Here is a 19,767-nt window from a genome sequence, read left to right as displayed (position 1 = left end):
TTATGGCCGTTTTTTTGACATAATCATGACAATTTAAATAAAGTAAGTAATGAAGAAAATTTCATCGGCCCTGATTTTAGCAGTGATTTGTTATGCCTGTGGCAACCATCCTTCAGAACCAAAAAAACCGATAAGCGCCAGTATTAATCCACAGATTGGTGAAACCAAGGCTAAAAAAGCCTTTGTGGTTGATTCTGCAACAGGCGCGGTAACAGTAGCTGTGCCGCCACCGCCACCTGCAAAAGATGGAAAAGCGCTGATAGCTGGTGGTGACTGCCTCGCATGTCACCAGGAGAAAACAAAGCTGGTTGGACCCTCATATGCAGAAGTTGCAAAAAAATATAATGAGAAAGACATAGCAAAACTTGCAAAAAAAATAAAAGAAGGAGGTGCTGGTGTTTGGGGTGAAATTCCAATGGCGCCTCACCCAACTTTATCCGAAGAAGATTGCGAAGCAATGGTAAAATATATTCTTACAATCAAATAATAAAGAATGAAAAAAATAATATTGAGTGGTTTTGCATTGGGAGTTTTAGCGTTAAATAATCTAAGTGCTCAAACCAGGGACAATGAACTGACTGCTAAAGAAAAGAAAGCAGGATGGACATTACTTTTTGATGGTACAACTACCAATGGCTGGCATTCATACGGTAAAACAAATTTAGGCGAAGCGTGGTCTGTTCAGGATGGCACCTTGTATTTAGGACCCCACGAGGGCGAAGAAGCCGGCGGTGATGCAACTACCGCTGAAGAATATGGAGATTTTGAATTAAAGCTCGACTGGAAGATATCCCTTAATGGTAATAGCGGTGTTATTTTTCTGGTAAATGAATCCCCTGAATACAAACGTTCTTATTTAACCGGGCCTGAAATGCAGGTGCTGGATAATAACGGTCACCCGGATGCAAAGATCATAAAACACCGTGCCGGCGACTTATATGATCTGATTACCAGCAAACCCGAAAATGTAAAGTCTCCAGGAGAGTGGAACAGCATTACCATAAAATTTCACAAAGGCAAACTTGAACTCTGGCAAAACGGCGCTAAGGTTGTATCAACCACAATTGGTGATGATGCCTGGAACCAAATGGTAGCAAACAGTAAGTTTAAAAATATGCCTGGATTCGCAAAAGCAAAACAAGGTCGTATTGCATTGCAGGATCACGGTAATGAAGTTTGGTTTAAGAATATCAAGATCAGAAAATTGTAATAATACCATTACTACAGATAAAGTAAAAGAGGCTGTTCTAAAAGGACAGCCTTTTACTTTTTGTGGTCATCCCTTTCATGTTCGGGTTAATGATTATATCAATGTTCCTACTCCTGTCTTTTATGGTTATGCAATAGTTAAAAGGAAAATAAATCCGGGTACTACCCTAAATAGGTATTGCTGTAACCGCTTATAAAGAGTACATTTAATTTATCGAAGCCGATGCTATTTGCTCCTTACTCTATAACACATCATAACTGATCCTCCCTGAATTTTTAAGCATTTAAAAATTATAACATGGAAAAGCAGGAAATACCTGAATTACTGGGTAATTATATTAATATCATTAATGCCGCAGCTGAAAGTAATAATGGAGAAAGATGCATGATAGCCCCAAGCCCTGAATTAAAAAAGAAATTAAAGGCAGATTTAAAGCAGGTAAAAAGAAGCCTGGGAAGCTCTGTATTAAGTACCCTGATTAAGCCTTTGGCAAAATCAAGATTAGGGTTTAATGATGGATTATTAAAACCAGGAAGTGTATTTGCCTTGGGAACCTCTGCTAACGGAGTGCGTGTTCGTTCAGCATCAAGAGCGCCATTGCAGGGCACACTTAAGGTAGCAGTTATACTGGTTGATTTCAGCGATAAACCAATGACACAGCCTAAGAAAAGGTTTGAAAATTTGTTTTTTAGTGAAGGGGTAATAGCAACAGGCAGCGTAAAAGAATATTATAAAGAAGTTACCAATGGACTGGTATCTATTACCGGGCAGGTAGTTGGTCCTTACAGGATGCCCAGGAAATTAAGCGAGTACGCGCATGGCGACAGCGGCACGGGCAATGCTACGCCGAATGCACGTACATTGGCACAGGATGCTGCCCGGGCCGCAAACCCAAAAATAAACTTTAGTACTTATGATAATGATAACGATGGATATGTTGATGCTTTTGTGGTGATTCATGCCGGACCGGGAGCCGAGGTAACAGGTAGCTCAAACGATATATGGAGCCATAAATGGGTATTACCACAGGTGTATAACGCAGACGGAACAAGTATATACGCTTATCTTACCGTTCCGGAAGACTGTGAGTTGGGAGTATGCGCACATGAACTTGGACACTTGCTTTTTGGATTTCCTGACCTGTACGATATTGATTATACCAGTGAAGGTATTGGCAACTGGTGCCTTATGGCAGGAGGCAGCTGGAATAACAATGGACTTACCCCTGCTCATCCCTGTGCATGGTGCAAAGTGCAGCAAAACTGGGTTACCACTATTAACCAGAGTGCTAACTCCGCCGGCGTTGTAATAGAGGATGTAAAATCCGGGAAAAAAGTATACCGGCTGTGGAGGGATGGCGGCCCTGGTAATGAATACTTTCTTGCAGAGCATAGAATGAAAAAAAACTATGATAAATATATTCCTTCAGAAGGCTTACTCATTTACCATGTAGACGATTCAATGGAAGATAACAGTAATGAACAGCATTATAAAGTAGCGCTTCTGCAGGCAGATGGAAATCAGCACCTGGAAAAGGGAACAAACGGAGGTGACACAGGAGACGTTTGGCCGGGAACCTCGAGAAAAAAAACGTTCAGCCGTTCCTCAAAACCTAACAGCAAAAGTTATGGCGGACTGGATACAAAAGTAGCCATCAGAAATATTAAGCTTAGCAGCGGAAAAATCACTGCAGATATTTACGTTAAACCAGGCGCTGCCGCTACAAAAAAGCCAGCGAAAAAGAAGAAATAATCTTTGCAATAAATAGATCAGTAGCTTTATTAAAAATATCAGTTTGATGTATGCCCCCGATAAGGCCTAATTGTGCTATTATTGTAGCTATTGTAACACATACGGAAACGTATAGTGAGCAGAGCGACTTTAATATATTATCATTAGATGTTAAGAGCGCTTCGCCCAAAAAGGAAGAACCATTTTTATTTAATGAAAAGGAAGATAACAAACTCAAAGCCCTTATAAGCAAAGAGAGCTGTATATCTGCTGACATTAATGAAAAAGCTACTATTAAAGCTGAACTAAAAAAAGTGGATCCAGGCTTATGGCGTATAATTAAACTTATATAAAAAACCTTTGTTTGTTATCATAGATTAATTATTGGTAGTTATAAGCATAATTTTTTAGGAACTTCTGCAATAAAATATACATTTGCATTACCGCTTGCACTATTTGTTGTAGCGGATTCTCTTAAATCCATTCTTTTAAATCCGGTAAAACCGGTTACTTCTTCAAGTTCATTATCCCTTGTAAGCATTCTAAGTTTTCTATCCTTTCCTGGAACCAATTGTTTCAACAAGTCGTCATTTATTATTAACATACAATTGTTTCAACCTCAAACCTCTTAATCATGAAGAAAAGTGTACTTTTTGCAGGACTATGCCTGTTCCTTGGCATCAACCTTGCATCAGCTCAAATTAATCAAACAGTCACCTATCCCACAAAGCCACTTCGCTTTGCTTTAACGGCAGAAGGAAATTTTAATGCAGCAGAATACCCGGGCAGATACGGAGTGAGCGGCGCCGCGAAAATGATGTTCAAAGCGCAAAAAAACCACGATACTTTTCATGAATATGTAATTACTTTCAAAGCATTGCATAGCCCTGCTACAGATGGAGATTTTTTTAAGGGATTTGATGGCGGGCATTACAATAATATAAGCACACTTTTATTAACTGGCGGTTACCGGTTTAATTTTGGAGTACCCCGTTACATGATTGATGGGTTTACCGATGAAGTTGGGGGCTGGTTTATCGAAGCTAATGCAGGTGTATCTTATATCCATTATTCAAGAACATGGGCTCCTGCTATTGCGCCTTCTATAGGATATGCAGTAGCACGTCATCTCGACCTCATTGGATCATTTACTGCTTCCTGGGCCGATACAAAAAAACTAAAGAATAGCCTTTTCATCACTGGTTTAGGGCTACAATATCATTTTTAATAGTAATAACCTCGGTTAGATTATTTGCAACAGGTTTATATATTCGCAAAGCGTTTATATAAGCCTGTGACCATTATACAAATCAATACCAATATATATTCATCCCCGGAAATCTGCTTCGATCTTTCCCGGAGCGTGGAATTGCATAAAATATCAACCATTGATACAAATGAATCCGTGGTTGCCGGCAAAGCAACAGGTTTATTTGAAAAGGGAGATACCGTAAAGTGGCGGGCTAAACATTTCGGCATTTACCAGCACCTTGAAATGAAAATTACGGAGATGGATTTCCCTGTTTATTTTGAGGATTGCATGCTGAAAGGCATTTTTAAAAGTATTACGCATAAGCACTATTTTAAAAGGAATGCTGATCACACCATTATGACAGATGAATTCATGTATAAAGTTCCTTTTGGTATTGCAGGTGAAATATTTGACAGATTATTTCTAAAGAAATATATGACTGCCTTATTAGAAAAAAGGAATGAAACGATAAAACAATTCGCTGAGAGCGAACGGTGGAAAGAACTATTCTGATTTGACGACATTATTTATCACCAGGCTGCTCAGCTTCATCCTCTTCTTTTCTTTCGGGTATTTCTATTGGGGATAGCGTATTTGGCTTATCATCTGTATCACGATCAGGTACTTCAATTATTTTCTTCCGGTTTCCGGTCTGTATTTTCTTCTCTATTTTTTTTATATCCGGAAAATCAGCCTTGCCTCCTTTTTCAGATGATTTATTCTTTTTCATTGGTACAATTAATTTAATGAATATCTCCTATCCCTTTCATTGCCCTGCCCTTAAGGTCGGGCAATGAAAGGGGAATACATACCCCGTATTGCTGAAAAGTTTCGGCTAATCTTTTTTTGCTTTAAATACAATCCAGAGGATGAGGATAATTACCAGTGCAACAAGAAAGAACGCCCACCACATGCCTGCCTTAAAAATTGTTTCAACAGCGCTGCAACTGGTTAAAAAGCTAGTGCAAAGGATGAGCAACACTGATATAAATGTTTTCATATGCCCTGTTTTAAGCAGAGATAATCCAACTATTATACCACGCTTTGGCAAACCGGCGAGATGCTGCCTTATTAAACATTATTGATTGATCAAAATCTTCTGCCCGTTTTTCCTGATGGATTCATATACCGCATCAATTACGATCATATCCTTCAATCCTTCTTCACCTGTCATATTGGGATCGGGCTTGCCGTTCAATATACAATCAGCCAGCCCGTCCATCTGCGCCGCCTGGTGTGTTACGTCCTGTATCTGTAATTCGCCTAAATGCGTTCTGCCTTTAATTGGTCCATAACCAAATGCAGGGCTTAGTTCTGCGAAACCCTTCTCTCCGATCATATACAGTCTTTCAAAATTGTTGAAATTATACGTAGTACCGCATTCCGCTATTGCGCCGCCGGGAAAGCCGAGCTGAAATGTAACCGTCTCGTCAACTTCAGCAAATTTTACGGGATCGGTTTTTGCTTCCTGTGCCGTAACCCATATTGGTTCTTCACCGGTTGCATAGCGGGCGCCATTAAGCGCATATACACCCACATCCATCATGGCGCCGCCGCCGGCAAGCGCTTTCTTCAACCGCCATTGTGTGGGATCGCCAATGCGAAACCCCATATAATTGTTTACATGCATTATTTTACCAAACTCGCCAGCCTGCCGCATACGGATTATTTCGCGGGTATGCGGTTGAAAATGCAACCTGTATCCTACATAAAATTTTACGCCGGCTTTCTTGCAGGCTGCAATCATTTCCCTTGCCTGCTGGGCAGTATCAGCCAGGGGTTTTTCACATATAACATGTTTACCTGTTGCCGCCACCTGCAATACATGCTTCTGATGCAATGAATTGGGCGTTGTAATATATACAACATCTATATCCGGGTTTTTCGCAATATTTTGCAGATTATCATAATTGTAAATATTCTTATCCGCTATATTATAATCCTTTTTCCATTTATCTATTTTGGAAGGTGTGCCTGTAACAATGCCGGTTAAAGTCGCCATCTGGCATTGCTTCATTGCTCTTGCCACTATGCCTGCATAACCACCTAATCCCATTAATGCAACATTTAATTTCCGCCCGGGAATTTTATTGGCTGAAAAAAATGAAGCCTGGCTCATTAATGGCGACAATGCGGCAGCGCCAAGTCCCATAGATATTTTTTGCAAAAAATCGCGACGGGTATTCATATGATCTTATTTTTATTCGGCTATAAATAATAGTTATGAGGGAAGTTAATTATTATAGTTGGTATATTGCGACATACCTTTAAAACATTATCATGCAACACCAGAGCTATAAAAATCATATACGCTATTATCCGCCTCATCATTTTGTTTTTTATCCTGTTATAGCAATACTGCTTGGCACAGCACTCTATAAATATTTTACTGATGATGCAAATAATGCCTCATGGTTAATAATTGCTTTGCTGGTTACATTAACAGGATGGTTAAGTTTTATGATGCGGCAACACTATGCACTCACTTTACAAAACAGGATAGTAAGGCTTGAAATGCGGTTAAGATATTTTCAACTTACCGGCAAACGATTGGAAGACATTGAAAATAAAATCAGCTTTGCACAATTGGCCGCTTTACGCTTTGCCTCAGATGAAGAGCTGGAGGATTTGATACAACGCACACTTGCAGATAAGCTTCCTCCAACCCAGATAAAAGAATCTATCAAAAACTGGGCGCCTGATCTTATGCGTGTTTAACTTTTCCGGATGATTCCCAACCTAGGGAAGGTTGGAAACCTGTTAACCATCAGGATGCTTTATTCAGTAATTTCTTTTGCGGAACAGCGCTTCTTGCACTGCGCATATGTTTTTCATGAATGATGGCAGCAAGCGATTTGCCATACACTTTACTTTCAACCCACGAAATAACATCGAGATATGCAAAAGCACGTGTTTCAAAACGGTTCTTTTCAAGATGCTTTATCTTTTCAAGAAAATTTTCCAATTCCGGTTTTAACTGGCGTGGCGAAACATTAAATGAGCGTCTTAAAAAGCGGAACATCTCTTCTTCAACAACAGTCAGGTTTTTCATTTTCGCCATAAAACGATATACCGATTTTATCAGCGATTCTATAATATCATAATTACCCAGCTCATAATGCGCCATTAAATGAAGCACTCTTGCATAACATTGCAGGTCGTGGCGCAGATCCTGTGAGCCATGTATGATTTTTTGCAGGTAGTCAATAGATTCTGAATAACGCTCTGCTCCAAAATATAGCGTTGCTATCTTATAATTGAAAACAAGAATCCTGTGCCGGTCAACAAACAGCGCATACTCTTTAAGGTTAGTTTCTATTTCAGGCACAAGTGATAAACCTTCCTTAAATGTTCCAACCATCAAATGCCAGTTTAATTTGGCAATGTTGATGTATATAGAAGTATGCACGCGAAAATTATCATGATGCGTAGCCGCAGGTGTTTTCGCAAAATTTTCAAACTTGCGTATGGTGCCCTGGAATTTGCGGTAGTTGCGCAAATCAAAATGCGCATTCAGCAAATTATGCATCCCCTTTACGTAGTGCCCGGTTTCTACAGTAATCATAGTAGGGTGCTCATCAAATAATTCTATCCATTTTTCACTGTAACGGTAATACATCAAAAAATCCTGGCGAATAAATGCATACCAGCAATAACTCTGGTATAAATATAATTTTTCGTAAAACCCATTTACTGCGTTTATATCCTGGGGCAAATAGCTTTTAAAGAAAGCCTTTATATCTTTTTCATCATTTTCGTTGCGGGCATGCCCGTATTTAACATACCAGCGGTATAACAACAACGCAAGGTTTGAAAGTCTTGTAACACGATCAATATGTTCACTGATATCTACTGCTTCTACAGACAGCTGTTCGGTTTTTTCAAGCGTACTTCTTGTTATATGTAGTGTTTCTATTTTCTTTTCCAGGGAGATAACCTGTGCAAGAAAATTAAATTTTTGGTTGGCTTTGGCTAATTCTTTCGCTTTCTCCAGTATTTTCAGGCTTTGGATCTTAAGCCCTTTGTTATATAATAAACGGGCATGATCCAGGTGCTCGCTCAACTGGAGATCTGTATTTTCTGTTGTTTTCAGTAAACGGAGGCTGGCTAAAAGCTGCTTGTAAAGATGTGTTTTTAAATTAGCCAATTGAGGTTTGGTAACACCTTTCAGCTTTTTCAATAATATCTTCTCATCATATTCGGGAAGCTTGTCTAAAGCATCGAATAATTGAATGATTTTAAGGTCCTCTTTTCCCGAGCTCCTCTTTATATATAGCTTAAAATGCCTTTTTTCCGACTTTTCTAAAGAACGAACAAGCTGAAATAAAGCATCTGTAAAACTGTTGGACGTCATAATAATTTTTTCCTAAAACTCAATGCCAGTAAGGGTTTCATAGGTTCTACAACCCTTTTGGCATGATAAAATTACGAACAAGTTGTTTTGTACAGCATAAAAACGCGTATTACTTTTACATTGTCAAACGGAAAAAGAGAAAAGGCAAGCAAATCGTGAGAAAAAAATGGCAAGTGGCAAGTGAGTTAGAGGCATCCAAATGATAGCAAAAAGTTGCCATCATTTACAGAAAAAAGACTTATTAAGAATTTTCATATGGCAAGCAATCGTTAGAGGTCATCTGTTTCTACAGAAGACCTTTTTTCTTTTGTAGGGGTCAAATATAACCATGTTTTTTAAAAAGTATTAACTTTTTCTTAATTTTTTTCTTTCTTTTTAAAGAATCTCAAATTCGGGGTCTTGCCAAATTCCGGTTATTTTATGTTTTCCAATGGGTTCTTCATTTAACTACCCCTATTTTTGCCGGAATGAGCAAACGCAGAGATAAAAACCAGGTTTTACAGGGTATTAAAGTGGATGATTATGCCGCCGAAGGCAAATCTTTGGCGAGAATAGACGGGAAGGTTGTTTTTATTGAGGGGGCAGTGCCCGGAGATATCGTGGATGTGCGGCTTTCTAAAAGCAAAAAAGACTGGGCGGAGGGCAAAGCCATTCATTTTCAATCTTATTCTTCTGACAGGGTTGATCCTTTTTGTGAACATTTTGGAACATGCGGCGGCTGTAAATGGCAAATGCTGCCCTATTCGAGGCAATTAGAATATAAACAAAACGAAGCGGTACAAAATCTCAAAAGACTCGGCAGAATTACCTTACCTGAAATTTCGCCTATTCTCGGCTGCAACAGCAATACACGGTACAGAAATAAGCTTGAATTTACCTTTAGTAATAAGCGGTACAAAACCTGGGAAGAACTGAGAGTAATGGATGCCTCAGGCGAAAAAAAAGAAGATGTTCCTGCGCTGGGCTTTCATGTACCCAGGCTGTTTGATAAGGTGATTGATATACATACCTGCCACCTGATGGATGAACCGTCCAATCTCATAAAAAATACCATTAGAACATTTGCTATTGAAAGGGGATATGCTTTTTATGATATCAAAAATCATACAGGCTGGCTGCGTACCCTGGTTATAAGAGTATGTACAACCGGCGAAGTGATGGTAAATATTTGCCTGGGTTATGAAGATAAAAAAGAACAGCAGGTGTTATTTGATCACCTGCTTAAGGCAGTTCCTGCAATCACTACATTGCTTTATACTATTAATCCCAAAAAAAATGATAGTATTCACGACCTTGAACCTGTAGCTTATTATGGAAAAGGATTTATAACCGAGCAACTGGAAAATTACAGGTTTAAAATAGGTCCGAAGTCTTTTTTTCAAACCAACAGCAGGCAGGGAGAAAAACTATACCAGATTACCAGAGATTTTGCGGCATTAACCGGCAACGAAGTGGTATACGACCTGTATTGCGGCGCAGGCAGCATTGGCATATTTGTAAGTGCGCAGGCAAAAAAAATTATAGGCGTAGAAGTGATAGCCGAAGCCATTGAAGACGCGAAAGAGAATGCCCGGCTGAACAATGTGCATCATGCTTCATTTTTTGCAGGTGATGTTATTAATATTTGTGATGATGCTTTTTTTGCAGCGCACGGAAGGCCGGATGTGATCATTACTGATCCCCCAAGGGCCGGTATGCACGAAAAACTGGTGCAAAAGCTTATTGAAATAAAAGCGCCAAGAATTGTTTACGTAAGCTGTAATACAGCTACACAGGCAAGGGATCTTCAATTGCTGAATGATTATTATGAAGTTACCCGGGTTCAACCGGTTGATATGTTCCCTCATACCCATCATATTGAGAATGTAGCGCAATTAAGGCTGAGATAGGGGTAAGGTATAGGGTGTAAGGTGTTGGTATTTCAGATTGTTGCAAAATTGCTGAGTGTTTATAGTTAACAGATTATTGGTTAAGATTTAGGATATATGGGGTTGATAATTCTGCCTCATGGTTTAAATTCGCATCTAATTTTGGAAAGATTATGACAGAATTCCGTCCGAGAGGTTTCCAGGTATTGCCATTGATAGTAAAGAATTTACTGATAATAAATGCGCTGGTTTTTTTAGCTCAAAAAGCATTTGAGGGATCAACAGGTTTTTCCATTGAAAAATATTTTGCATTGCATGATATTCATTCGGTGTATTTTAAACCGCACCAGTTGATTTCGTATATGTTTTTACACGGAAGTTTTGAACATATTTTGTTTAATATGTTCGCTTTGTGGATGTTTGGAAGTACCCTTGAGAACTATTGGGGTCCTAAAAAATTTTTAATATTCTACCTGCTTTGTGGTATTGGTGCCGGCGCGTTACATCTTGGAGTATTATACTATGAAAACGAAATGTTGATACGTGATACATATCAAAAAATAGCATCCCTGGGTGAGGGGGCTCAGCTTGAGGCTCTGAAGCAAATGTACATACAAATCAATACCTCTACACTCGGGGCGTCAGGCTCGGTATTTGGTTGTTTGGCAGCATTTGGCTACTTATTCCCTAACAGTCTTATTTATTTATACTTTTTCATCCCTATAAAAGCCAAATGGTTTGTAATTATGTACGGGGCTATGGAATTGATACTTGGTATTCAAAACTCTGCCGGCGACAATGTTGCGCATTGGGCGCACTTAGGCGGAGCGTTGATCGGCTTTTTGTTGGTATTATATTGGAATAAAACCAACCGTAGAAAATTTTATTAGTAAATTTATGTTATTATAGCCTGTAAAATGTAAGGAATGGGAGTGCTTCAACAAACAAAGACGCGCAGGGTTTTTTTCGGGGCCGATAATGACGCGCTGGTAAAGGTTATCATTATTAATGTACTTATTACAACAATTCTTTTCTTTATCCGGTCTGTTTACCTGATTTCAGGCCTGGAAGCAGGTTTATTTACAGTACAGATATCGGATTGGTTCGTACTACCTGCCGATGCTGCAAAACTACCATCCCGGCCATGGACTTTGATAACGTTCATGTTTTCCCATACAGATATCTGGAGCCTTATTGCCAATATGCTGTGGCTTTGGGCATTTGGATATATTGTACAGTCTTTGCTTGGTGGCAAAAAATTAGTACCACTCTATATTTATGGCGGTATTGCCGGTGCTGTTGTTTACCTGCTGTGCAGCAACCTGGTGCCAGCTTTTGCTGTAAACGCACCTCAAATGGTATTAGCAGGAGCCAATTGCTCTGTTATGGCGATTGCTATAGCCGCCACCGTTACAGCCCCCGGGTACCGCATTTTCCCGCTTTTAAATGGAGGAATTCCGCTTTGGATACTAACGGTTATATATGCCGTAATAAATTTTACAGGCACAACATTCGGTAATCCTGCAGCATATGGAGCAGAGCTGGGAGCCGCCGGAACAGGATTTTTATTTTTATGGCTTCTTAATAAAGGGTATGATACCGGAGCATGGATGAGCAGAATGTATAATTGGATATTTGATTTGTTTAATCCCGACAAAGCGCCCAAACATTACGTAGAAAGATCAAAAGTTTTTTATGATACCCAGGGGCGGGAGCCATATAGCAAAATACCTAATTTAAATCAGGCCAGGGTTGATGAAATACTTGATAAAATCAATCAGAAAGGATACAATAACCTTACTGCAGAAGAAAAGGATATACTCCGTCGTGCGGCAGAAGAAGACCTATAATCGAAATAAATGATCCGAAAATTTTCCAGACGCTTATTGGTCTTTATATACATCTGTATCTGTATTTCTTTTCTTGTAGGCTGCCTCTCACCTTTTTTTAATCCTTTCAGGTGGTGGTTGTTTGGGTTTATTGGTTTGATGTTCCCCTATATCCTTATTACACTTACGATCTTTTTCTTTTTTTGGCTTTTTGTAAAACCGAAGTGGTGCATATTGGCAGCGCTATGTTTTATTATTGGCTGGAAAAGCATATTAGCGGTATTTGCCTTTCACATAGGCAAAAGTTTTGACAAGAATAAAAAGCAGGAAAATACGCTGCGGGTAATGACATGGAATGTGCGGAGCTTTGCAAGAATTGATGAAAAGTTTAAAAAGCCGGGATTAAGCATTCACCAGATGAAAATGCTTGATTTAATTAAAGAATACGATCCGGATGTTTTGGCCATGCAGGAATTTTTTACAGTAGATTCCGGCAAATATTTTAACAGCGTCTGGCATTTTACAAGAGATATGGGTTACTCCTATTATTATTTTTCAAAAGACGAGGTAAAGTATCGTCATTTCTTTTCAGGAACAGTTATTTTTTCAAAATACCCCATTGTAGATACTTCAAAAGCTTCTCTTTCGCTGGCAAAGGATGACGTTACAGAAAGCCTTTTATCTGCAGACATTGCTTTTAAAGAAGATACTATACGTGTGTATACAGGGCATTTGCAATCTTTTGGTTTTAAAGAGAGGGAATACGAGGATATCTCCAAAATAAAGAATGACCCTTCTGAGCGTCTTGATGCTTCCAAAAACATTTTCAGGAAAATGAGATACGCGTTTGAAAGAAGAGGGGAACAAGCTGAGTTTATTCGTGGTAAGCTTGATTCAAGCAGACACCCGGAAATATTCTGCGGCGACTTAAATGACGTTCCTAACTCTTATACCTATTTTTCAATAAAAGGGGATAAAAAAGATGCCTTTATAGCCAGTAATTTTGGCTTCGGTCAAACATACTATAGCTTTTCTTCCGGGTTTATGAGAGAGCTTCCTACCCTTCGCATTGATTATATTTTTGCAGACCCCAGGTTTAAAATACTGCAATGCGACCGTATACCAAAGGTTTTCTCTGATCATTTTCCGGTAGTTGCTGACGTGGCACTGCAGAAATAAAACGCCGGTTAGTGCTGAGTTATATACCTCCATTTATTCCATTTATATTTGCAGATATCTGTATACAACATCGAAAATTATGTCTGAATTAAAAGTTTATAATTCACTTACAAGAACAAAAGAAGTATTTACGCCTATTACACCCGGTTATGTTGGCATGTATGTATGCGGACCAACAGTATATAGCGATGTGCACCTTGGAAATTGCCGCACTTTTATTTCTTTCGATATAATATACCGCTATCTTAAATATCTTGGGTATAAGGTTCGGTATGTAAGAAACATTACTGATGCAGGGCATCTTGAAGGAGACCGGGATGAAGGCGATGATAAATTTTCAAAAAAAGCCAGGCTTGAGCAACTGGAGCCTATGGAAATAGTACAGAAATATACACTGGGATTTCATAAAGTGATGGAGCTTTTCAATAACCTTCCACCAACCATTGAACCTACAGCTACGGGGCATATATCTGAGCAAATTGAAATGGTAAAGCAGATCATTGAAAATGGTTATGCTTATGTGGTAGATGGCACTGTTTATTTTGATGTAGAAAAATACGACAAGGAAAAGCCATATGGCATTCTTACCAACAGAAAGCTGGAAGACCTGCTTGAAGGCACAAGAGAATTAGGCGGTCAGGATGAGAAAAAAGGACGCCTTGATTTTGCCTTATGGATAAAAGCCAAGCCAGAACATTTAATGCAATGGCCTTCGCCCTGGGGAATGGGCTTTCCGGGCTGGCATATTGAATGCTCAGCTATGAGCGGAAAATATCTCGGGCACCAGTTTGATATACATGGCGGAGGTATGGACCTGGCAGCTACACATCATACTAACGAGATAGCGCAATCGCAGGCTTGTTATCATACCAGCCCGGTAAACTATTGGCTCCATACCAATATGCTCACAGTAAACGGGGCCAGAATGAGTAAAAGCGCCGGGAATGGATTTTTACCTCACCAGTTATTTACAGGCGATCACCCACTTTTGGAAAAGGCTTATGCACCTATGACGGTTCGTTTTTTTATGCTGCAAACACATTACAGAAGCACGCTTGATTTCAGTAATGAAGCATTACAGGCAGCTGAGAAAGGATTGAAGCGACTATGGGAGGCGTACGATAATCTCAACAAATTGACATATACCGGAACAGGCGATAGTGAAATTGATGAAGAGCTTGAAAAGCGAACTATTGAACTGATCAATGGTTTTGATGACTCAATGAATGATGATTTCAATACCGCGAAAGTGCTGGCGAATATGTTTGAGCTTGTGCCGGTAATTAATTCTTTAAAAAACGGACATCTGCCTTTAACCAGCATCAGTAAGCAAACGCTTGAGCTTTTGCAGCATAAATTTAAGGTGTATCTTTTTGATATTTTCGGATTAAAAAATGAGAAGGAAGGAGATAACTCGTTGCTTGAAGGTGTATTACAATTGCTTATCCAGATAAGAAAAGAGGCAAGAAGTAAGAAGGATTTCGCCACTTCTGACAAAATCAGGAACGAGCTACAGGGGCAGGGAATAATTTTAAAAGATGAAAAAGACGGAACTGTAAGCTGGTCTGTTAACTGATTTGAGTATTATTTCATGTTTCTGCGCTTTATAAAGAAACCCGGGGATAAAACCGAGAATACTGATGCCCACAATTAAAACACAACGTAACAGTTCAAAAAAACAATTTATTGTTGCTAAAGCTGCAAAGCTATTCCGGGAAAAAGGCTTTTCTGCAACATCCATGAGAGATCTTGCAGAGCAGGTAGGGGTGGAAGCCGCCAGCTTATATAACCATATACAGTCAAAAGCAGAGATTTTACAGGATATCTGTTTCCGGACAGCCAATCTTCTCACCCAAAACCTTGAGAATATTGAAAACAGCAAAATAACAGCCATTGAAAAAATAAAGTCTATTCTCAGGTTCCACATTCAGCAAATGCTGAATAATTATGAAGAAGTACATGTGGCAGACCGGGAGTGGCGGCATCTTACAGAACCTTATCTTTCAAATTTCAAAGTACAGCGCAGAGCTTACCGTCAGCGTTTAGCAAATATTATTACCGAAGGCATTCAAAAAAACCAGATTAAGCCTATAGATGCACCAACTGCTGTGCTGATCATGCTTCATGCTGTCAGTGGAATAGAATCCTGGCATCGCTCAATGGAAAAGATATCTCCTGAACAACTTGAAGATAATATGATCATCATTTTGGTGGAAGGATTGAAAATTTAATTATTTGTTTCTTTATATCATATGTTGTTGTAACTTCGGACAATTGCTGTTCAATGTAAAACCCACCACTATTGCTGTGCAGCACGAATATGAGTTAATGAAATTCTCCTTTCAGCACAACCTTGAAAAACATCATATCCTATTCTAAACTAGATTGTATTGTTTAACCCCTTCTTAATCCAAAAAAAACTAAAAACCATGGCTATCAGGGAATCTGTAAAAATGCTCCCAAACGAAATCTGGAAAGACCTGCCCGAACATGAAACCAAAGGTGCTGTCTGGTATAAATATGCCATATCAAATCATGGCAGAATAATCAAGTACAACAAACGTATGGCAGATGGGTTTATCCTTAAGTTAAGCCGTCAGGCAAATTACCCCATCTGGAGAAAAAAGCTTAATGGAAAATATTTTACTGCGTTGGTACATCGCCTGGTAGCCAAGCATTTTCTGCCTAAGCCAAAAGCAAAACAACTATTTATTATTCATCTTGATCATAACTATGAGAATAATAAATACACAAATTTAAAATGGGCCACACAAGATGAAGTTTCTGCACATAACAGGAAAAATCCACGTGTAAGAGCCGCTATAAAATACAGGAAAGACAACCCAACGGTTAAGGGTGCAAAACTGGATGTAAAGAAAGTAAAGGTGATAAAGCAAATGCTGAAAGAAAAGAAAACCCTGAAAGCAATTGCTAAAAAATTCAATGTATCTGATATGCAGATACACCGTATAAAGACTAAAGAGAACTGGGCTCATGTGAAGATATAATTGTAACCGATTAACCTGCCATAGTATAGTGCTCCTGCCAGTAATAGCGGGAGCATTATTGTTTTATATACTCCGGATAAAATATTTCAGGATAAGAAACGATCAATTGCCCTGTTATAAGTCCCAGTAAACAACTTCTTCCAGAAAAAGTTCATACACTTCCTTCCAGCCGGCAAACATTTTATCACTGCCGAAGAAATTATTGTGCCATATGGTGATCATGGTTCCGTTTACCTTCTTAATCGTGTCATGATATTTCCGGATTTCAGTGAACGCCTGGTGCGGAGCAAGCTTTTGCTCATAATATGCATTGGCGTCCATAAAACAAAAAGGATAGATAAGCAGAGATGTTATTTCTTCTGCAGCAAGATCGTACCAGTAAAAAGGAGATGCGACTGACGCCCTGAATCCGTTGATGCTTCCGTAGCCCATTGAAAATTCACTGTGTATGCCCTGCTCAATAAGCTTGCGGTAAGTGCCGGGAAACCCCATGCGGATATAGTGTTGCCTGCTATGCACAACTTTCCGTTCAATGATGGCTTCCAGTATTTTTATTTCTTCATACAGTAGTGTTTCATTATCGCCGCTTTGCCAGGAAGGATGTACACCAACATTATAGCCAATAGAGTGATATTTTATCAGTTCCCGCATTTCCGGAATTGCCGGGTCAATATTTTTGTCATATTCACCGGTTGAAGCAGCCACAAGAAAAAAATAATAGGGGTTGAGGTTATATTTCAGGTGAAGCGCGTATAGCCATTCATAGGTATCAAAAGGATCCTCTTTTTTACCCGCAATCACTTCAAAGCGGTCTTTGATGTCATCAATCTCCCCTTTCAGTAAAGAGCGCATTGCGCCTCCTGCATTTCGTATTGTACCTTTATGCAGGTAAGAAAAAGCGATATCAATATCGTATGTGGGGATAAACCTGAATTTTCTCAACGCAAACAAAAGAAAAGGAAATCTCGACTGCAAAACAATCTGGAAATCTTTCAGCCAGTAGTTGACGAGCGGCTGTTCTAAAAATGCCTCTTTAAAAGCAATACTTTCTGTGTGTGCAAAGCGACCGTATTCATCTTGTTGATGTGGGAGATACTCTTCATAGCGGGAGAGTAAAAAAAATGACGCCGCGAAAATGTCGAATGAATGATCGCCCTGCGTACAGGGAAAAAGTACTTTATAATGATTGTGTTCTTTTACAGGAATACTGATCTCCCTGATATCATTTTCGAAAAGCAGGGAAGTGGATGGAACTATATGAAATTCATCTTCTGATAACTGGTTGAAAGAGTAGTTGATCTTAGCGCCATCAAAGTTGCGGAATTCCTCAGTGCTGCTGGTATAAAAAACTTCAATACCGCTGAAGTTATGCAATAAGGTTCCGGCAATATACTTCAGTCTTGAACTTATTTCTATGGAATAAATAAGCAGCATGTTTAATGCGGCAAAGTTTTTACAATGATAACTAAGGAAACGAATTTAACCGGAAAATCATCCTTTTAATTTCCTGCGAAATGATAATATAAGATATTTTACGTAATGCTAACAGCAGTGAAGTGCCCGTTATGCGCTTATGCTTCTATTCCTGGTTTTCTTTGTGTGAAAAACGCTTCACTCTCCATCCTTATAATATTGATTGGCAATCTGTTCAAGCAATGTATAAAACTCCTCCCCGTATTTTCTGATGAGTGCTTCTTTTAAAAAAACGTACACTGGCACCTGCAGCTTTTTACCGAGTTTGCATGCCGGGCTGCAGAGCGTTTCCCGTGGTTCATAGTTAACCAGTTCGTAGGTTTTTGTTTTCTTTGTTTTGATGGGGTAGAGATGGCAGGTCAAAGGTTTTTTCCAGCTTATTTTACCATCAAGATAGGCCTGCTCAATACCACATTTTATGATGCCTTTGTTATCGTAATACCCGTAAGCGCATATCTTACCATCAATGGTTGGTGTTACCCAGCCAAAAGACCTGTCGTAATAATACTTACCCTTTTTTTCTATTTCATCCATGCCTTCTTTGGTAAGATATGGTTTAAGTATCTCGTAATTATCTTCCAGTATCTGTGTTTCTTCTTTTGATAGCGGTGCACCGGCATCGCCGTCTTCACAGCAACCACCTTTACATTTAATAAGATCACAAACAAATTGTGCCTTTACCACATCATCACTTACCAGAATATTATCAATTTCTATCACGGGTTATTTTCTTGTAAAGGTAAGGGGAAGTGAGAAAAGAGTGGTAAGTAGAAGACTGGCAGCAGTAATAAAGCTGTTATGGCTGATCACTGCTATATCAATTTTATTCTAACATCGTAAACAAAATCTTCCACATCAAGAATTTTAAAGTCTTCTGAGTTTGGGTGTTGTGGATTAAGGATGAAATTGAACTCACGGGGAATAATAGCTGAAGGGATTTTAATTATGGGTGAGTTGGCTGACCTTAAAAGCTTTGTACCAAGATCTTTAGTGGAAGATGGGGCTGGTGCTTCTTTCCAGTTACCCGGAAGGCCTTTTATTGCTAATTCCTGTATTCCGGTATCAGGTATTTCAAATGTTGAGATGCTTAGTGATCTGGGGATGTCATCTATATTAACGTTTACAGTATATTCCAAAACAGCAAGAGCCCGGCTTTCAGAAGTATAAATGCAGGATGTTAAAATATGATTCCACCTGCCGCCATGTAATCTTGCTCCTTCTCCGGAAATATCTTTGCTGAATTTAGTCCTACCAATCCTGTATACAATCATTGCTATTTATTTCATGAGTATACCCCATATTCAATTCTCCCGATAATATTTTTTACCTCTTCCCTTCCAAACTGGTTATTGCATACTTCGTATGGCGTTTTACCTCCCAATGCATAATTTTGCCTGAACATCCATTGATTAAAGCTTTCTTCATCTTCAAATACCTCATAGCCATAAGAATATATATCCGCTAACCCAAGCATTCTTTCGCTTAAAGCACTATTAAATTTTCCAGCACCGGTTTTATTTATAAGTGTTGCCCTTGTAACGGAAAGCAGCTTTGCAAGTTTATCATAATCCAGGTTTGTTCTCGCCTTTAATGTTTCCAGGTCTTTTTTGCTGATCCCAATATTTAATCTCTCCATTTTTTCCATCGGCGTCATCTGGCTTTCCGGCTTTTTTACAGTGCCGGAAAAAATGATTGGATTTGCTTTTGAAATTCGCAAAGCAGGGTTTGCAGTATTAACGCTTACGGAGCTTAAACGTTTTTTTGAGTGGCTCCGTTTACTATGGGTGTTTTGTTTTATTTTTGGCATAGTATAATATTTTACCTTATTCAGTATAAAAATATACTAATCTATTTAATCGGCAA

The 19,767-nt window shown here is 39.0% G+C and carries 23 protein-coding genes; 14 read left to right on the top strand and 9 right to left on the bottom strand.

What is annotated here, in order from left to right; all coding sequences use genetic code 11:
- Nucleotides 1-49: 49 nt before the first annotated feature.
- From DC498_RS14370 to DC498_RS14355, 4 genes are all read left to right on the top strand, one after another.
- Nucleotides 50-487 carry a c-type cytochrome gene (locus DC498_RS14370; protein WP_116874864.1) on the top strand — a complete coding sequence of 146 codons (438 nt, stop codon included), beginning with the start codon at nucleotides 50-52 and terminating at the stop codon, nucleotides 485-487.
- Between the two features lie 6 nt (nucleotides 488-493).
- The gene (locus tag DC498_RS14365; RefSeq protein WP_116874863.1) at nucleotides 494-1,210 is read left to right on the top strand and encodes a 3-keto-disaccharide hydrolase; all 717 of its coding nucleotides are present in this window, start codon (nucleotides 494-496) and stop codon (nucleotides 1,208-1,210) included.
- A gap of 297 nt (nucleotides 1,211-1,507) precedes the next feature.
- Nucleotides 1,508-2,962 carry a M6 family metalloprotease domain-containing protein gene (locus DC498_RS14360; protein WP_116874862.1) on the top strand — a complete coding sequence of 485 codons (1,455 nt, stop codon included), beginning with the start codon at nucleotides 1,508-1,510 and terminating at the stop codon, nucleotides 2,960-2,962.
- A 50-nt stretch (nucleotides 2,963-3,012) separates the two neighbouring features.
- A complete protein-coding gene (locus DC498_RS14355; protein WP_116874861.1) occupies nucleotides 3,013-3,294 on the top strand; it encodes a hypothetical protein in 282 nt (93 codons plus the stop codon).
- 38 nt (nucleotides 3,295-3,332) lie between these two features.
- Here the strand turns inward: DC498_RS14355 and DC498_RS14350 are convergent, their stop codons facing one another.
- Complete coding sequence (locus DC498_RS14350) at nucleotides 3,333-3,521, bottom strand: hypothetical protein (RefSeq protein ID WP_165813847.1); 189 nt, start codon at nucleotides 3,519-3,521, stop codon at nucleotides 3,333-3,335.
- Nucleotides 3,522-3,575: 54 nt separating this feature from the next.
- Here DC498_RS14350 and DC498_RS14345 point away from each other — a divergent pair, with 54 nt between their 5' ends.
- A complete protein-coding gene (locus tag DC498_RS14345) occupies nucleotides 3,576-4,169 on the top strand; it encodes a hypothetical protein (RefSeq protein WP_116874859.1) in 594 nt (197 codons plus the stop codon).
- Between the two features lie 66 nt (nucleotides 4,170-4,235).
- Complete coding sequence (locus DC498_RS14340) at nucleotides 4,236-4,706, top strand: SRPBCC family protein (protein WP_116874914.1); 471 nt, start codon at nucleotides 4,236-4,238, stop codon at nucleotides 4,704-4,706.
- Between the two features lie 10 nt (nucleotides 4,707-4,716).
- On the opposite strand, the gene DC498_RS14335 is transcribed toward DC498_RS14340, so the two are convergent.
- From DC498_RS14335 to DC498_RS14330, 3 genes are all read right to left on the bottom strand, one after another.
- The gene (locus tag DC498_RS14335; protein ID WP_116874858.1) at nucleotides 4,717-4,923 is read right to left on the bottom strand and encodes a hypothetical protein; all 207 of its coding nucleotides are present in this window, start codon (nucleotides 4,921-4,923) and stop codon (nucleotides 4,717-4,719) included.
- 105 nt (nucleotides 4,924-5,028) lie between these two features.
- On the bottom strand, nucleotides 5,029-5,193 hold the full coding sequence (locus DC498_RS26195; RefSeq protein WP_165813846.1) for a hypothetical protein: 165 nt from the start codon (nucleotides 5,191-5,193) through the stop codon (nucleotides 5,029-5,031).
- Nucleotides 5,194-5,271: 78 nt separating this feature from the next.
- On the bottom strand, nucleotides 5,272-6,381 hold the full coding sequence (locus tag DC498_RS14330) for a Gfo/Idh/MocA family protein (protein ID WP_116874857.1): 1,110 nt from the start codon (nucleotides 6,379-6,381) through the stop codon (nucleotides 5,272-5,274).
- A gap of 92 nt (nucleotides 6,382-6,473) precedes the next feature.
- Between DC498_RS14330 and DC498_RS14325 the strand changes: the two genes are divergently transcribed.
- Entirely contained in the window at nucleotides 6,474-6,911 is a 438-nt protein-coding gene (locus DC498_RS14325; protein WP_116874856.1) for a DUF6526 family protein, read from the top strand.
- Between the two features lie 49 nt (nucleotides 6,912-6,960).
- Here the strand turns inward: DC498_RS14325 and DC498_RS14320 are convergent, their stop codons facing one another.
- Complete coding sequence (locus DC498_RS14320; protein WP_116874855.1) at nucleotides 6,961-8,547, bottom strand: hypothetical protein; 1,587 nt, start codon at nucleotides 8,545-8,547, stop codon at nucleotides 6,961-6,963.
- Nucleotides 8,548-9,014: 467 nt separating this feature from the next.
- Between DC498_RS14320 and rlmD the strand changes: the two genes are divergently transcribed.
- The 7 genes from rlmD (at nucleotide 9,015) to DC498_RS14285 (ending at nucleotide 16,431) form a co-directional block, all read left to right on the top strand.
- Nucleotides 9,015-10,436: a 23S rRNA (uracil(1939)-C(5))-methyltransferase RlmD gene (gene rlmD, locus DC498_RS14315; RefSeq protein ID WP_116874854.1), complete on the top strand. Its 1,422-nt coding sequence runs from the start codon at nucleotides 9,015-9,017 to the stop codon at nucleotides 10,434-10,436.
- A 152-nt stretch (nucleotides 10,437-10,588) separates the two neighbouring features.
- A complete protein-coding gene (locus tag DC498_RS14310; RefSeq protein ID WP_116874853.1) occupies nucleotides 10,589-11,305 on the top strand; it encodes a rhomboid family intramembrane serine protease in 717 nt (238 codons plus the stop codon).
- A 36-nt stretch (nucleotides 11,306-11,341) separates the two neighbouring features.
- Entirely contained in the window at nucleotides 11,342-12,265 is a 924-nt protein-coding gene (locus DC498_RS14305; protein ID WP_116874852.1) for a rhomboid family intramembrane serine protease, read from the top strand.
- Between the two features lie 9 nt (nucleotides 12,266-12,274).
- Nucleotides 12,275-13,423, top strand: a complete 1,149-nt coding sequence (locus tag DC498_RS14300) for an endonuclease/exonuclease/phosphatase family protein (RefSeq protein WP_116874851.1) — start codon at nucleotides 12,275-12,277, stop codon at nucleotides 13,421-13,423.
- Nucleotides 13,424-13,502: 79 nt separating this feature from the next.
- The gene (gene cysS / locus DC498_RS14295; RefSeq protein WP_165813845.1) at nucleotides 13,503-14,999 is read left to right on the top strand and encodes a cysteine--tRNA ligase; all 1,497 of its coding nucleotides are present in this window, start codon (nucleotides 13,503-13,505) and stop codon (nucleotides 14,997-14,999) included.
- A 64-nt stretch (nucleotides 15,000-15,063) separates the two neighbouring features.
- Nucleotides 15,064-15,654, top strand: a complete 591-nt coding sequence (locus tag DC498_RS14290; RefSeq protein ID WP_116874850.1) for a TetR/AcrR family transcriptional regulator — start codon at nucleotides 15,064-15,066, stop codon at nucleotides 15,652-15,654.
- Between the two features lie 198 nt (nucleotides 15,655-15,852).
- The gene (locus DC498_RS14285; RefSeq protein WP_116874849.1) at nucleotides 15,853-16,431 is read left to right on the top strand and encodes an HNH endonuclease; all 579 of its coding nucleotides are present in this window, start codon (nucleotides 15,853-15,855) and stop codon (nucleotides 16,429-16,431) included.
- 114 nt (nucleotides 16,432-16,545) lie between these two features.
- On the opposite strand, the gene DC498_RS14280 is transcribed toward DC498_RS14285, so the two are convergent.
- The 4 genes from DC498_RS14280 to parS form a co-directional block, all read right to left on the bottom strand.
- Nucleotides 16,546-17,865, bottom strand: a complete 1,320-nt coding sequence (locus DC498_RS14280; RefSeq protein ID WP_116874848.1) for a polysaccharide deacetylase family protein — start codon at nucleotides 17,863-17,865, stop codon at nucleotides 16,546-16,548.
- A gap of 177 nt (nucleotides 17,866-18,042) precedes the next feature.
- A complete protein-coding gene (locus tag DC498_RS14275; RefSeq protein ID WP_116874847.1) occupies nucleotides 18,043-18,624 on the bottom strand; it encodes a DUF3109 family protein in 582 nt (193 codons plus the stop codon).
- A gap of 92 nt (nucleotides 18,625-18,716) precedes the next feature.
- The gene (locus DC498_RS14270) at nucleotides 18,717-19,175 is read right to left on the bottom strand and encodes an RES family NAD+ phosphorylase (protein WP_116874846.1); all 459 of its coding nucleotides are present in this window, start codon (nucleotides 19,173-19,175) and stop codon (nucleotides 18,717-18,719) included.
- A gap of 11 nt (nucleotides 19,176-19,186) precedes the next feature.
- Nucleotides 19,187-19,711 (bottom strand): type II RES/Xre toxin-antitoxin system antitoxin, encoded by a 525-nt coding sequence (gene parS / locus DC498_RS14265; protein WP_116874845.1) that lies wholly within the window; start codon nucleotides 19,709-19,711, stop codon nucleotides 19,187-19,189.
- Nucleotides 19,712-19,767: the final 56 nt, after the last annotated feature.

Origin of the sequence: Terrimonas sp., assembly GCF_003075435.1 — a bacterium.
Classification (GTDB): domain Bacteria; phylum Bacteroidota; class Bacteroidia; order Chitinophagales; family Chitinophagaceae; genus Agriterribacter.
Note: the sequence above shows the minus strand (reverse complement) of the source record. Positions and strands in the feature narration are given on the sequence as shown.